At 64.0% G+C, this 14183-nt stretch carries 11 protein-coding genes; 3 read left to right on the top strand and 8 right to left on the bottom strand.

Going from position 1 to position 14183, the window contains the following annotated elements; all coding sequences use genetic code 11:
* The first annotated feature begins 68 nt into the window (after positions 1–68).
* Positions 69–1088: an AraC family transcriptional regulator gene (locus tag PMI38_RS06075; RefSeq protein WP_008091773.1), complete on the top strand. Its 1020-nt coding sequence runs from the start codon at positions 69–71 to the stop codon at positions 1086–1088.
* 71 nt (positions 1089–1159) lie between these two features.
* On the opposite strand, the gene PMI38_RS06070 is transcribed toward PMI38_RS06075, so the two are convergent.
* A complete protein-coding gene (locus tag PMI38_RS06070) occupies positions 1160–2494 on the bottom strand; it encodes an MFS transporter (RefSeq protein WP_008091771.1) in 1335 nt (444 codons plus the stop codon).
* 244 nt (positions 2495–2738) lie between these two features.
* Positions 2739–3791, bottom strand: a complete 1053-nt coding sequence (locus PMI38_RS06065; protein ID WP_008091769.1) for a 3-keto-5-aminohexanoate cleavage protein — start codon at positions 3789–3791, stop codon at positions 2739–2741.
* 218 nt (positions 3792–4009) lie between these two features.
* On the opposite strand from PMI38_RS06065, the gene PMI38_RS06060 reads away from it, so the two are divergent.
* Positions 4010–6010 (top strand): peptidase U32 family protein, encoded by a 2001-nt coding sequence (locus PMI38_RS06060; protein ID WP_008091768.1) that lies wholly within the window; start codon positions 4010–4012, stop codon positions 6008–6010.
* 134 nt (positions 6011–6144) lie between these two features.
* Here PMI38_RS06060 and PMI38_RS06055 read toward each other — a convergent pair whose 3' ends face one another.
* From PMI38_RS06055 to PMI38_RS06045, 3 genes are all read right to left on the bottom strand, one after another.
* Positions 6145–7527 (bottom strand): aspartate aminotransferase family protein, encoded by a 1383-nt coding sequence (locus PMI38_RS06055; protein ID WP_008091765.1) that lies wholly within the window; start codon positions 7525–7527, stop codon positions 6145–6147.
* 21 nt (positions 7528–7548) lie between these two features.
* Positions 7549–9039: an aldehyde dehydrogenase gene (locus PMI38_RS06050; RefSeq protein WP_008091762.1), complete on the bottom strand. Its 1491-nt coding sequence runs from the start codon at positions 9037–9039 to the stop codon at positions 7549–7551.
* A 64-nt stretch (positions 9040–9103) separates the two neighbouring features.
* Positions 9104–9952: a helix-turn-helix transcriptional regulator gene (locus PMI38_RS06045; RefSeq protein ID WP_008091760.1), complete on the bottom strand. Its 849-nt coding sequence runs from the start codon at positions 9950–9952 to the stop codon at positions 9104–9106.
* 245 nt (positions 9953–10197) lie between these two features.
* On the opposite strand from PMI38_RS06045, the gene PMI38_RS06040 reads away from it, so the two are divergent.
* Positions 10198–11109 carry a LysR family transcriptional regulator gene (locus PMI38_RS06040; protein WP_008091758.1) on the top strand — a complete coding sequence of 304 codons (912 nt, stop codon included), beginning with the start codon at positions 10198–10200 and terminating at the stop codon, positions 11107–11109.
* Between the two features lie 86 nt (positions 11110–11195).
* Here PMI38_RS06040 and PMI38_RS06035 read toward each other — a convergent pair whose 3' ends face one another.
* The 3 genes from PMI38_RS06035 to madL form a co-directional block, all read right to left on the bottom strand.
* Positions 11196–12746, bottom strand: coding sequence for a hypothetical protein (locus PMI38_RS06035; RefSeq protein ID WP_043273127.1), 1551 nt, complete (start codon positions 12744–12746; stop codon positions 11196–11198).
* A gap of 228 nt (positions 12747–12974) precedes the next feature.
* Positions 12975–13739, bottom strand: coding sequence for a malonate transporter subunit MadM (gene madM / locus PMI38_RS06030; RefSeq protein WP_008091753.1), 765 nt, complete (start codon positions 13737–13739; stop codon positions 12975–12977).
* A 1-nt stretch (position 13740) separates the two neighbouring features.
* Positions 13741–14163, bottom strand: a complete 423-nt coding sequence (madL, locus tag PMI38_RS06025) for a malonate transporter subunit MadL (RefSeq protein ID WP_008091751.1) — start codon at positions 14161–14163, stop codon at positions 13741–13743.
* Positions 14164–14183: the final 20 nt, after the last annotated feature.

Here is a 14183-nt window from a genome sequence, read left to right as displayed (position 1 = left end):
GCTCTATAACTGGCGGCTGACTGCGCCACCGAGATGTCTTTCGTCACCACAGGAAAAGTAGCCACGCCATGCCCGTACAAGCACGCACCGCGGTTCTGACCAACTACCTGGATGTCGCTCGCCACCTGAAGCTGAACACGATCTCGCTGCTCGGCGAGGTGGGCTTGAGCCCTGCCCTGCTCAGCGACCCGAGCCAACGCATACCGGCCACCGCCAGCATCATCCTGTTGGAGAAGTCGGCGCGCCTGAGCGGGTGCGACACCATCGGCCTGCGCATGGCCGAGCTGCGTGAACTGGCGGATTTCGGTGAGGTGAGCCTGCTGCTCAGCCACCAGAACAACCTGCGCGATGCGCTGCAGGTGATCGTGCATTACGGGCAGCAGATCAATGAATCGCTGGCGATCTATATCGAGGAAGTCGGCAACACGGTGATCATCCGCGAAGAGCTGGTGACCGACAGGGGCACTGACAACCGCCAGTCCATCGAGCTGGCGATCGCCGTGATGCACCGCTTCTGCGCCGCCCTGCTGGGCAGCCACTGGCAACCGATCAAGGTGTGCTTCACCCATGACGCGCCCGCGGACCTGAGCGTGCATCGGCGTATCTTCGCCTGCAAGGTCGAGTTCGGCTGCGAATTCAACGGCATCGTCTGCCCTGCCGCCCACCTTGACACGGCCATCCCCCTGGCCAATGCGGCCATGGCCCGGCATGCACAGCGCTACATGGATTCGCTGCTCGGCAAGCGCGACCATTCGGTGGCGGGCGAAGTGCGCAAGGCCATCTACCTGTTGCTGCCCATGGGCCGCGCCACCCTGGCGCAGATCGCCCAGAGCCAGGGCATGAACGTGCGCACGCTGCAGCGTCGCCTGGATGAGGAAGGGGTCAGTTTCAGCGAACTGATCAGCAGCGTGCGCCGTGACCTGGTGGTGCGCTACCTGGAAAACCCGAGTTATTCCCTGGGGCGGATCGCCGACATGCTCGGCTATTCCATGCCCAACTCGTTCACCCGCTGGTTCATCTCCCAGTTCGACATGCCGCCTGCGGCCTGGCGCAGCGAGCGCAAGATCGTCGCGCGCAAGGACAGCTGAACCGGGCGAGCAAAAAAATCGGTCATCCGCGTGGACGGATGACCGCAAGGGAGCATGACGTGCCAGCTACGTCATGACGATGCTTCCATCAGGTTCTTTGCAGGCGCAGTCTCGTCCTGTGCACGCTGCACGCGGGCAATGTCCTCCAGGTAATGGCAGCGGATATAGAAGAACACCCCCGCCGCCGCGATGCTCATCATCGGCACCAGCTGGAACGCCCCGTGCAGGCCGATCAGGTCGGACACCCGGCCGGTGACGAAAGGCCCCGGGGCCAGGCCGACCATGTTGTTGACCAACGTCAGGGCCGCGAAGGCGGTGCCGTGCACCTTGTAGTGGGTCAGGTTGGCGATGGTGGCGATGGTCGGGCCGTTGATCCCGGTGACCATCAGCATGGCCAGGCCGATCAGCGTCAGTTGCAAAGGCCCTGTGGACTGGATCAGCGCCAGCGACATCAACAGGCAACTGCCCAGGCAGAACACCATGGAGATCTCGATCTTGCGCAGCGCCGACTGGCGGCACAGGCGGTCACTGAGCATGCCGCAGAGAATCGCCCCGCCGCCGCAGCACAGCACCATGACGCCGGCCAGCGCACCGGCCTTGCCTTCGCCCATGCCGTAGTAGCGGTTGAAGTAGCTGGGCATCCACACGATCATGCTGCCGGCGACGAAGGTCTGCAGGCCGCTGGCCAGGTACGCCGCGAGGACCGAGCGGGTGCTGTACAGCGTGCGCAGCGGATGCCTGACCGCCGTCTGGGCCTTGTTCGCCGCCGTGGCCATGCGCTGTGGGGCGATTTTCGCTTCCTTGACGATCAGCGGGAACAGCGCCGCCAGCAACAGGCCGAACAGCGCCATGCTGGCGAACGACCAGCGCCACCCCAGCTTGACCGCAATCGCCCCGCCAATCGAGATGCCCAGCACCGAGCCGAACATGGCACCGGCCATGAACGCACTGGCCAGGGTGGCGCGCATGCTGCGGGGGAACACCGACACCACCACGGCGATGCCGACACTGCCGTAGGCCGCTTCGCCGACACCGACCATGAAGCGGGCGATGAGCATTTCCTGGTAGTTGTCGGCCAGGGCGCAGCCCAGGGTGGCGAGACTCCACAGCAGCGCCATCAGAGTCAGGCTTTTGACCCGGCCGAAGCGGTCGGCCAGCATCGACAGGGGGATCGTCAGCAGGCCCACCATCAGCGCGACGATGCCGCTGAGCAAGCCGAGCTGGCCGTCGCTCAGGGCCCATTCGCCCTTGAGGATGGGGAACACGGCATTGAGCACCTGCCGTGACATGTAGTCGGAAATCAGCAAGCCGAAGGTCAGGGCGAACACGACCCAGGCGTAGCGTCGTGGGATGCCGATTGAAGTATCGATTTCTGCTTCTGCCGCACCGGCGTAATGGGTGGCCATGCTGCCTCCTCGAGTCTCTGGCTTGGTTGCTTTTTGTTGTTATGAACACTTGCCGAAATCTGTGCTGCCTTTACTGGCCTCATCGCCGGCAAGCCGGCTCCCACAGGTAAGCCACAGCTTTCAGGCATTGCGAGATACCTGTGGGAGCGGGCTTGTCCCGCGAAACAGGCGGCGCGGTGCATGGCACCGGCTTTGCCGGTGTTCGCGGGACAAGCCCGCTCCCACACACAGGCCAGTGTGCCAATCAACCGCGCAGGGGAACGCCGCGCTGGCCTGCTACGCGGTTCGGCGCCATGCCGTTGGCCTGCAGGGTTTCCTCGATGGTCGCGTACTGCTGGCCGATGCGGTAGATGTCCCGCGCTTCCTTGCCACTGGCAACTTCGCGACCCAGCTCGTGGGCGATGCGCACCGTCTGCTTGACCTGCTCGACCGACGAGAAGCGCTTGCCGTGCTGGTCGATGATGGTGTCTTCGTTACCCAGGCGCGGGTGCAGGCCCATGGCCAGGGCGATGGTGTTGAGCGGCAGCACGTTCTTGAGCAGCGATTCGGCGGTGAGGGTACACCGATCCGGCACGCGGTTGACGAAGTTCATGAAGTTCATCGGGTTGGGGCCGTCGAAGCCGCCGCCGATGCCGATCCAGGTGAGGTTCAGCGGGCCCTTGTAAATGCCCTTGCGCACCAGGCGCTCGAGGGTTTCATAGGCATGGATGCCGGTCAGCTGGAAGTGCGGCTGGATACCGCTTGCCTGCAGGCGCTTGAGGTGCTCGGCGACCCAGGCCGGGCCGGCGGGCACGGTCATTTCGCTGTAGGCGGCGTGGATGGCCGGGTCGAGCAAGGAAGTGCCTTCGATGCCCTCGGCGAACAGCAGCTCGGTGATGTTCATCTGGATGGTGTTGATGGCCACGGTGACCTGGTCCGGCTTGGGCGAAAGCTCGGCGAGCATGTGCCGGGTATCATCGGACAGCCACAGGGCTTCGGCGCCCTCGCCTTCAGGGGCAAAGGAGATCGAACCGCCGACCTGGATGATCATGTCCGGCACGGCTTCGCGCACCCCGGCGATCAGCTCGTTGAACTTGGAAAGACGCTTGGAGCCCTTGCCGTCCAGTTCGCGTACATGCAGGTGGAGCACCGTGGCGCCGGCTTCATAGCAGTCCACTGCGGCCTGCACGTGCTGGTCCATGGTCAGCGGAATGTCTTCGGGGAAGTCGTCGGGCATCCACTGCGGCGCGTAAGGGGCGACGGTGATCACCACCTTGTCCATGTTGTCCGGGTGCAGGGAATCGTCGAAAAACTGCATGATCATCTCCTTTATTGTTCTGACCTGCCGACAGGCGGCAATGGCGTTGAAGGAAATGTATGCGCGGGGCTTGCCGGGTGCGTCTCATCCCGCGACAGCGCCGTCACATTTGATGACAAGCGCCCGGCAGCGGCGTCCTCCGGGCAGCCAAAGGTGCCAGCAAGGCATTTCACCGTTACAATGCCGCCCTAACCGTGACAGCCCGAACCTATAACGACATGTCCCTTCCAAAGAATCACCTGGAACTGCTCAGCCCTGCCCGTGACGTGGCCATCGCTCGCGAAGCGATCCTGCACGGCGCCGACGCCATCTACATCGGTGGCCCGAGCTTCGGCGCGCGCCACAACGCCTGCAACGAGGTCGGCGAAATTGCCGAACTGGTCGAGTTCGCCCGCCGCTACCATGCACGCGTGTTCACCACCATCAACACGATCCTGCACGACAACGAGCTGGAGCCGGCGCGCAAGCTGATCCACCAGCTTTATGATGCCGGCGTCGATGCACTGATCGTGCAGGACCTGGGAGTGATGGAGCTGGATATCCCGCCCATCGAGCTGCACGCCAGCACCCAGACCGACATCCGCACCCTGGAGCGGGCCAGGTTCCTCGACCAGGCCGGTTTCTCCCAGCTGGTGCTGGCGCGCGAGCTGAACCTGCAGCAGATTCGCGCCATTGCCGCCGAAACCGATGCCGCCATCGAGTTCTTCATCCATGGCGCGCTGTGCGTGGCTTTCTCCGGCCAGTGCAATATCTCCCACGCCCAGACCGGCCGCAGTGCCAACCGCGGTGACTGCTCCCAGGCCTGCCGCCTGCCGTACACCCTGAAGGACGACCAGGGACGTGTGGTGGCGTTCGAGAAGCACCTGCTGTCGATGAAGGACAATAACCAGACCGCCAACCTGCGCGACCTGGTCGACGCTGGCGTGCGCTCGTTCAAGATCGAGGGCCGCTACAAGGACATGGGCTATGTGAAGAACATCACTGCCCACTACCGCAAAGAGCTGGACGCCATTCTCGAAGACCGCCCGGACCTGGCCCGCGCTTCCAGCGGTCGTACCGAGCACTTCTTCCTGCCCGACCCGGACAAGACCTTCCACCGCGGCAGCACCGACTACTTCGTCACCGACCGCAAGGTCGACATCGGCGCCTTCGACTCGCCGACCTTCACCGGCCTGCCGGTGGGCGTGGTTGAAAAAGTCGGCAAGCGCGACATGCAGGTGGTCACCGAAGTGCCGCTGACCAACGGCGATGGCCTGAACGTGCTGGTCAAGCGTGAGGTGGTGGGCTTCCGTGCCAACATCGCAGAACCCCGTGGCGAGTTCGAGGAAGACGGCCAGAAGCGCTACCGCTACCGCGTCGAGCCCAACGAGATGCCCGAAGGCCTGCACAAGCTGCGCCCGAACCATCCGCTGTCGCGCAACCTCGACCACAACTGGCAGCAAGCCCTGCAGCGCACCTCGGCCGAGCGCCGGGTGGGCGTCGAGTGGCACGCCGTGCTGACCGAGCAGCGCCTGATGCTCAGCGTCAGCAGCGAGGAAGGCATCGGCGTGCAGGTCGCCCTGGACGGCCCGTTCGGCGCGGCCAACAAGCCGCAGCAGGCGCTGGACCAGTTGCATGACCTGCTTGGCCAGCTGGGTACCACGATGTACCACGCCAATGCCATCGAGCTGGACGCGCCGCAGGCGTACTTCATCCCCAACTCGCAGCTCAAGACCCTGCGCCGCGAAGCCATCGAGGCGCTGACCGAAGCCCGCATCAAGGCCCACCCGCGCGGTGCGCGCAAGGCCGAGACCACGCCGCCGCCGGTGTACCCCGAGTCGCACCTGTCGTTCCTGGCCAACGTCTACAACCAGAAGGCCCGCGACTTCTACCACCGCCATGGTGTGCAGCTGATCGATGCGGCGTATGAAGCCCACGAGGAACACGGCGAAGTGCCGGTGATGATCACCAAGCACTGCCTGCGGTTCTCGTTCAACTTGTGCCCCAAGCAGGCCAAGGGCGTGACGGGTGTGCGGACCAAGGTGGCGCCGATGCAGCTGATTCAGGGCGATGAAGTGCTGACCTTGAAGTTCGACTGCAAGCCGTGCGAGATGCATGTGATCGGCAAGATGAAAGGCCACATCATCGACCTGCCGACGCCGGGTAGCGCGGTGGCTCAGGTGGTGGGGCACATCAGCCCGGAAGACCTGCTCAAGACCATCCCGCGCGCGCCGCATTGAGGGCGGGCCTGTAAGGGCCTCTTCGCGGGACAAGCCCGCTCCCACAGGAACACCGTTGCTTTCAGAGTCGGCGGTGATCCTGTGGGAGCGGGCTTGTCCCGCGAATGGGCCGCAAAGCGGCCCCTGCTACAGCCTCAGAGAATCCCCAAGCCCCGCGCAGTGCGGTCCACGGCAATGCGGGTCTTCTCCACCAGCTCATCCAGCTCGCTACGCTTGGCCACCAGCGCCGGCGCCATGATCATCCGCCCCAGGGTGGAACGAATGATCACCCCCTCCTCAAAGCCATAAGTCCGGCACTGCCAAGCCAGATCGTTCTCGTTGGCATAGCGCTTGCGACTGCCCTTGTCCTCGGCGAACTGCAACGCCGCCACCAACCCGGCACCCTGCACCTGGCCAATCAACGGATGGTTGGCGAACACCTCGCGCAGAATGCGCTGCAGGTACGGCCCGGTATCGTCCTTCACCTGACGCACGATGCCTTCGTCACGCAGCGCCTTGAGGTTGGCAATCGCCACCGCCGCCGCCACCGGGTGCCCGGAGTAGGTCAGCCCGTGGGCGAACACCCCGCCCCGCTCCACCAGTGCCTCGGCAATGCGCTTGCTCAACACCAGGCCACCCATGGGCACATAGCCCGAGGTCAGGCCCTTGGCGATGGACAGGGTGTCGGGCTCGAAGCCGAAATACTCATGGGCGAACCATTCGCCGGTGCGGCCAAAGCCACCGATCACTTCGTCGGCGCACAGCAGCACGTCGTACTGGCGGCAGATGCGCTGGATTTCCGGCCAGTAGCTTTCCGGCGGGAAGATCATGCCGCCAGCGCCCTGGAACGGCTCGGCGACGAAGCCTGCGACGTTCTCGGCACCCAGTTCGAGGATCTTCTCTTCCAGCTGCAGCGCGCAGCGGCGGCCGAACTCGGCCGGGGTCAGCTCGCCGCCCTCGGCGTACCAGTACGGCTCGTCGATGTGCGCAACATCCGGGATCATCCCGCCCATCTCGTGCATGAACTTCATGCCGCCCAGCGCGGTGGCGGCCAGGGTCGAGCCGTGGTAGCCGTTCCAGCGACCGATCATGATCTTCTTGCTCGGCTGCCCGACCACCTGCCAGTAGCGGCGCACGGTGCGGATCAGCACCTCGTTGGCTTCGGAGCCGGAGTTGGTGTAGATCGCGTGGCTGTAGTGGCCCGGCAGCAGGCTGAACAGCAGTTCGGACAGCTCGATCACCGCCGGGTGAGTGGTGTGGAAGAACATGTTGTAGTAGGCCAGCTGGTCCATCTGCGTGGCGGCGGCGGCGGTCAGGTCCTTGCGGCCGTAACCGAGCTGGGTGCACCACAGGCCGGACATGCCGTCCAGGTAGCGGCGGCCGTCGTTGTCCCACAGGTACAGGCCCTCACCCCGGGTGATGACACGCGGGCCTTCGGCGTTGAGCGCCTTCTGGTCGAGGAAGGCGTGGATGTGGTGGGCCGCGTCGCTGGCCTGGTAATCGCGGGTTTCGCGTTGCGGCTGGAAAGGTGCGTTCATTGTCGTTCTCCGTGATGTAGGTCAGCGCAGCTGGAACCAGGTGGTCTTGAGCTGGGTGTATTTGTCGAAAGCGTGCAGCGACAGGTCGCGGCCAAAGCCCGACTGGCGACCGCCGCCAAACGGCACCGCCACATCCAGGGCATCGACCGTATTCACCGACACGGTGCCGGCCTTGAGCTGGCGAGCCACGCGGTGAGCGCGGTTGAGGTCGTCGCTCCAGACCGAGGCGGCCAGGCCATAGACGCTGTCGTTGGCCAGGCGCAGGGCCTGGGCTTCGTCGTCGAAGGCGGTGATCGCCAGCACCGGGCCGAAGATTTCCTCGCGGGCCAGGGCCGAGTCCGGGCGCACGTCGCTGAACACCGTCGGTGCGATGAAGTTGTCCGAGCCGTTGAAGCTCAGGCGCTGGCCGCCGCACAGCAGGCGTGCACCGTCGCCCTGGCCCTGCTCGATGGCGGCCATGATGCGTGCGCTCTGCGCGCTGTCGACGATGGCGCCGGCGCGGCTGGCCGGGTCCAGCGGGTCGCCGGGCAGCCAGTCGCGGGCCTTGGCCAGCAGGCGCTCGACGAATTCGTCGTGGATCGAGCGCTGCACGTACAGCCGCGAGTTGGCCGAGCACACTTCGCCCTGGTTGAAGAAGATGCCGAACGCGGCCTTCTCGGCGGCCAGGTCCAGGTCCTGGCAGTCGTCGAACACCAGGTTCGGGCTCTTGCCGCCGCACTCCAGCCACACCTGCTTGAGGTTGGACTGCGCCGAGTACTGCATGAAGTACTTGCCGACCTGGGTGGAGCCGGTGAACACCAGGCAGTCCACGTCCGGGTGCAGGCCCAGCGCGCGGCCAGCGCTTTCGCCCAGGCCCGGCACCACGTTGAGCACGCCTTCCGGCACGCCCGCCTCCAGGGCCAGTTCGGCCAGGCGCAAGGCCGAGAACGGCGACTGCTCGGCGGGCTTGAGCACCACGCTGTTGCCGGCAGCCAAGGCCGGGGCGACTTTCCAGGCGGCCATGTCCAGCGGGAAGTTCCACGGCACCACCGCGCCGATCACGCCCAGCGGCTCACGGGTGACGGTGGCCAGGGCATTGGCGGCTGTCGGTGCGACCTGGTCGTAGACCTTGTCCAGCGCCTCGCCGTACCAGGCGAACACGTTGGCGGCGCCGGGCACGTCGATGGTGTAGGCGTCCATCACCGGCTTGCCCATGTTCAGCGAGTCGAGCAAGGCCAGCTCTTCGCGGTGGGCCATCATCAGCTCGGCCAGGCGCAGCAGCACCTGCTTGCGTGCCGAGGGGGCCATGCGTGCCCAGGGGCCTTGTTCGAAGGCGCGGCGCGCGGAACGCACCGCCTGGTCGATTTCCGCCTCACCGCAGGCAGCCACCTGGGCCAGCAGCTGCTGGGTGGCCGGGTTGATGGCGGCGAAGGTTTCCCCGGAGCGGGCCGACAGCGGGCGGCCGTCGATCAGCGCCGAGGTGATGAAGCTTTGCCGAGCAGCGCGCTGCTGCCAATCGCTTTTCGTATGCACGCAGGTCTCCCTTGCGGCCGCGCGGGCGGCCGGTTTGTCGTTCGAATGAGGTGTCGCGCGGGCGTCAGCGCCTTCGCAGGTAGCTTTCCAGCGGGTCCTTGCTCAGGCCTTCCTGGGCCTGGGCCAAGGAGTCGATGAACAGCGAGAACAGTTCGGACTGCTTGGCGATGTCGAGCTTGGTGTAGAGGTTCTTGCGGTGGGTCTTGACCGTGTCTTCGCTGATCCCCAGGCGCTCGGCCAGCGAACGGGTCGAGTGGCCGCGCAGCAGGTACTGGGCGATGCGGCATTCGCGCTCGGTGAGCAGGGAGGAGCCGAAGTTGTTCAGCGCCGCGTTGATCTGCCGGCCCAGGGCACTCTCGAAGCGCCCGCCGAGGGCGTCGATGTCCAGGTGGCCCCATTGCCGGCGCACCACGGCCACCACCCAAGGCGCCACGCACTTGAGGTCGTTGACCTGCTGGCGGTCCAGGCGCTGGGTGCTGGCCAGGGCCACGGCGATGGTCAGGTGTTCATCCAGCGGGACGATGAAGTTCAACTCGTCCTCCAGGTGCGCGTGCTGGTAGAACGCCAGGTAGTACTCGCTGCGCTTGAAGTGGTCGGGCGCGACATCGCTCAGGCGGTAGCAACCGGGCGCCACGCCGTCCATGCAGGCGCGGTAGAACGGGCACAGCAGGTAGTAGCCTTCGAGGTAACGCTGCACATTGCCTTCGGGCAGCCACGGCCCCTCCTCGTCCTTGACGAACAGCGCCGAGGGCAGGCCCTTGCGCGGGTACAGGAACACCGTGATGGCCTGGCACGGGGCGAGGAGCTTGAGCGCGGCGAACAGTGACTCGACGAAGCCCGGCGTGCCCTGGGCGTCGATGACACGCGCCATCTGCGCGTACCAGTCGGGCGATTTCAGCCGGTCTTTGCTCATTGTCGTGGTCCCATGTCGGGGTTGTTGTGGTTGGGATTCTTGCATGGGTCGAGGGGGGCGGCCATCACCCTTCGGGGTGAGCCGGGTACTGGGGTGGCCCCTTCGCGGGACAAGCCCGCTCCCACAGGCCACCGCTGAGTTGGCAGGCGGTGCAGAACCTGTGGGAGCGGGCTTGTCCCGCGAAGAGGCCCCCACAGACCTTTGTTATGGCATGATCTGCGCCACCTCCAATTCAGGGCCCTGCCATGCTGATCGACGAAGAACTGACCCTGAAAAAGCTCGAGACCTTCCTCGCCTTCATGCGCAGCGGCAACCTCGGCCGCGCCGCCGCCGAGCTGTCCACCAGTGCGGTCAGCGTGCACCGGGCCATCCATTCCCTGGAAAGCGCCCTGCGCTGCCCGCTGTTCAAGCACGAAGGCCGGCAGCTGATCCCGCTGGAAAGCGCCTACGTGCTGGAGAAAAAGGCCCGCCAGCTGATCCAGGACGCCGAACAGATGGTGCGCCAGACCCGCGAGGCCGCCGGGTTCTACGCCGAGCGTTTTCGCCTGGGGGCGCTGTACTCGCTCACCGTGAAAACCGTACCGAAGCTGGTGATGGGCCTCAAGCTGCGGCGTAGCGAGCTGAACATCGACCTGACCCTGGGCTCGAACGTCGACTTGCTGCAGCGGCTGAAAAACCACGAACTGGAGGCGATCCTGGTGTCGCTGGACGAAAGTGTGGCCGACCCGGCCTGCGAGCAGTTGCCGCTGTTCTCCGACGACATCTTCCTGGCCGTGCCCACCGACTCGCCGTTCGCCGAACAACAGGAAGTCGACCTGGCGGACCTGGCCGACTCCACTTTCATCACCCTGACCCAGGGGTTCGCCACCCACCGTGATGGGGCGCGGGTGTTCCAGCAGGCGGGGTTCGAGCCGAAGGTGGCGATGCAGGTGAACGATATCTTCACCCTGCTCAGCATGGTCAGTTCGGGGGTGGGGTTTGCGCTGTTGCCAGGCAGGATTGCGGCGGTGTACGAGAACCGGGTGAAGTTGATTGCGCTGCAGGCGCGGTATCGGTTGCAGCAGCATATCGGGGTGGTGTTTTTGAAAGCCCGGGAGCGAGAGCCGAATTTGTTGGCATTGCTGGCTGAATGCAGGATGTACAGCCGAGAGAACTGAGTTGGCCGGTTGGGGGCGCTCTGCGCCCCTTTCGCGACACCAGTCCCATCAAGCCCCCAACTCGATAGCGTCCTCTACGGCCACCGCTAGCTCTTAGCTTCGCCCTGAATGAAACTCGCAACGTACTCCGCGCCGATGAGAGGAAAAGGCAGAATCGTGATACCCCAACGCCACTCATCAGGGTAGCGCTCATCAATTCCCACCACCGTACTACAGGGGTCAACCCCCGGAGTGAGAACGCCCTCTTCGGACACCACGCCATCGCCGGCCACTACCCTCCAGGTGATGTCATTTGCAGGCACCTGCAGCTCTTTTCCCTCTCGGTTGGAGTAATACCAGAGTGTGAGCTTCAATTGAGCCCCGGACGTGGCGACCCGTATCAAGTGAGTGGGGAACACCTTATTGGTAACGAGCGTCGAATACGCAACATCATTGCCCACCGCTACCTTTATCTTGTCGACCCCTACCGGATTTGACACCGACGCTCGATAGGCCGGCGCGACCTGCAGCTCAGTGCCTTCGTTGTAGTGAGCTGTGGGATTCATTTTAACGGGCGGCGTGTAGTAGTAATCGGCACCCTCCTTCTCAAGCGTCCCAAGCGCCTCCCCCTCCAGCGCCCATTGAGCACTGGCTGCCGCAGGACTAAGCGTCAACAAGATTCGCCGGGCACCGGTCGCAAAGATTTGCGAAGCGGGGTTGAGCCGCCATGCCGCAGCAGACGCGCGAGACTCGTTAACCCCTGACAGCGAATTGGAACTATAAGAACAACGATGAAAGGTAGTTTCATACTTTTCGGGCCTGCCGCTCATGACCCAGCTACCCGGGGGCAAAAAAAGGCCGAGCACCCAATTCTTGTCGGCAGGGGCCAATCCCAAGGTCAAGCCAGTAAAGTACTTTTCGTTGAATCCGAGGTTCACGTTGTAGGCGGCGGACAATGGGTAGGTCTGCGGAACCTTCGTACTTGAGGCGCTGTAAAGCACACCAATCAACATATACTGGGCATTGTTGTCCGGCAGAGCCTGCAGGTTGATGCGTACATTGTGCAGGTAGGCATTGACTGGCGCGTCGAGCTTGTGAAGCACCATCTTCTTGACTCGGCTGTACTGCTCTTCAAGCAAATTCTCCACATCTTCAAGTCCGCTGGAAAATTCAAAGCGCGCAGGTTCGTCCCAATGCAAATGCACGTGACCATCCTCAGCGTGATACTCCAGATGCGCTTTCACCCCGGCGCGCACCTTGATGTCAAAAAATCGATCACCACCGCCTGCTTCGATTTCCACCATGCGGATTACCCGACCCGCCATGCCGATATATTCAGCAGCCAGTACCCGCACCAGCCCTCCCAGCACATTACGGCGCACCTGCAATTCGTCGTTCGTGCCGTTTCCGGAATAGGACAATTTCGGAAAGCCCAATTCCAGGAAAAGCCCTTCCCACATCCGCCCGCCCATGTCCTGCTGCTGCCAGACCCTGGCGTTTTCACTTGAAGACCGGTTCCCCGTTCTTTCAAAACGCTTGGCCCAATCATGATTAAAATAGGACTGGATGAACCGGCATTTAATCGCGAAGGCACTGTCGGCATCTTCGCTATCAACTGAATGCTGCTGCATATGCGTCACCTCTCGATCCTTGATCATTCCAGACAAGCTTTCGTGCTCACCCGGTACGAGATGTTTATGACAACAGCATCAGCTCCCGAAAAAACTGGCAAATTTGATAGTTGATGATCAGGCAACGTTAACCTTCGTCCGAAATACCAGGTCATCCCGACGGCCCTGGAAAGCTGCACCGCCCAGCCATGTATGGATCAAATTCCATGATCCCAACGTGTTACGATCACACCATTCACAGGGCTTTCGGGTATTTCAGCCGACCAGGCCACGCACACAGAAGTACAGAATCGACGGCCCCATCAGGCAGCCCAGCCCGGTATGGAAAGTGGCCGTCAGCGCACCATAGGGCACCAGGCGCCGATCCGTCGCCGCCAGCCCCGCCGTCACCCCCGACACTGTCCCGGCCAAGCCGCCGAACACCATCGCCGAACGCGGGTTGTCCAGCGCGAGCAGCCGCGCCGACACCGGCGTGAACACCATCACCAGGATCGCCTTGATCAACCCGGTGGCAATCGACAGCGCCATTACATCCGAGCTCGCGCCCAGCGCCGCCCCGGTCACCGGCCCGACGATATAGGTCACCGCACCGGCACCAATGGTGGTCATGCTCACCGCATCCCGGTAACCGAACGCATACGCCACGCCAGCACCGACGATGAACGGCAGCACAGTACCCAGCAGCAGCGCGATGGCACCGATCATGCCCGCCTTGCGCGCCTCGGTGGCCTGCACTTCGAACGCCGTGGCGACGATGGCGAAATCGCGCAGCATCGCCCCGCCCATCAGGCCGATACCGGAGAACAGCGCCATGTCGGCCAACCCCTTCTGCCCGCCGGTCACGGTGCCGCCGACCCAGGCCAGCACCAGGCCGATGACGATGGCGATGGCCGAGCCGTGCACGCGGCCGAAGGTCAGGTACTTGGACAGCAGCACCGACAACCACATGATCCCGCCCACCACCGCGAATGCGGTGATCAGGCCGTTGTGTTCCAGGGCATTGTCAATCAGCGGCCACATGTCAGCGACCTCCCGCAGGTGCTACCTGCGCGTTGCTGGCGGGGGGAGCATCGAGCGCGGGCAAGGGTTCGCCGCGATGGCTGCGACTGATCACGGCAATGGTCAGGCCACACACCAGCACCGCGCCAACCGCCGCCAACAACGCCACCGGCCCGCCGTGCAGGGCGGTGACCACGTTCTGCTGGGCGGCCATGGCCACCACCACCGGAATGTACATGGCGCCCCAGAAGCCGACACCGAACTCGCATTCCTTGCTCATGCCACCGTGGCGGTGCATGTACAGCCGTGCGCAGATCAGCAGGATCATGGCGATGCCGACCCCGCCCACATTGGATTTGACGCCCAGCAGCACGCCCAGGAAGTCGCCGACGATAACGCCGGCCAGGGTGCACACCGCCAGCAGAGCCACACCGTAGATGATCATTGTTGTTGTCCTCAGCTTGT

Source organism: Pseudomonas sp. GM84 (assembly GCF_000282535.1).
In the GTDB taxonomy this organism is placed as follows: domain Bacteria; phylum Pseudomonadota; class Gammaproteobacteria; order Pseudomonadales; family Pseudomonadaceae; genus Aquipseudomonas.
The sequence above is the reverse complement of the archived record's forward strand: the minus strand, read 5'-3'. Positions and strand labels throughout refer to the sequence as shown.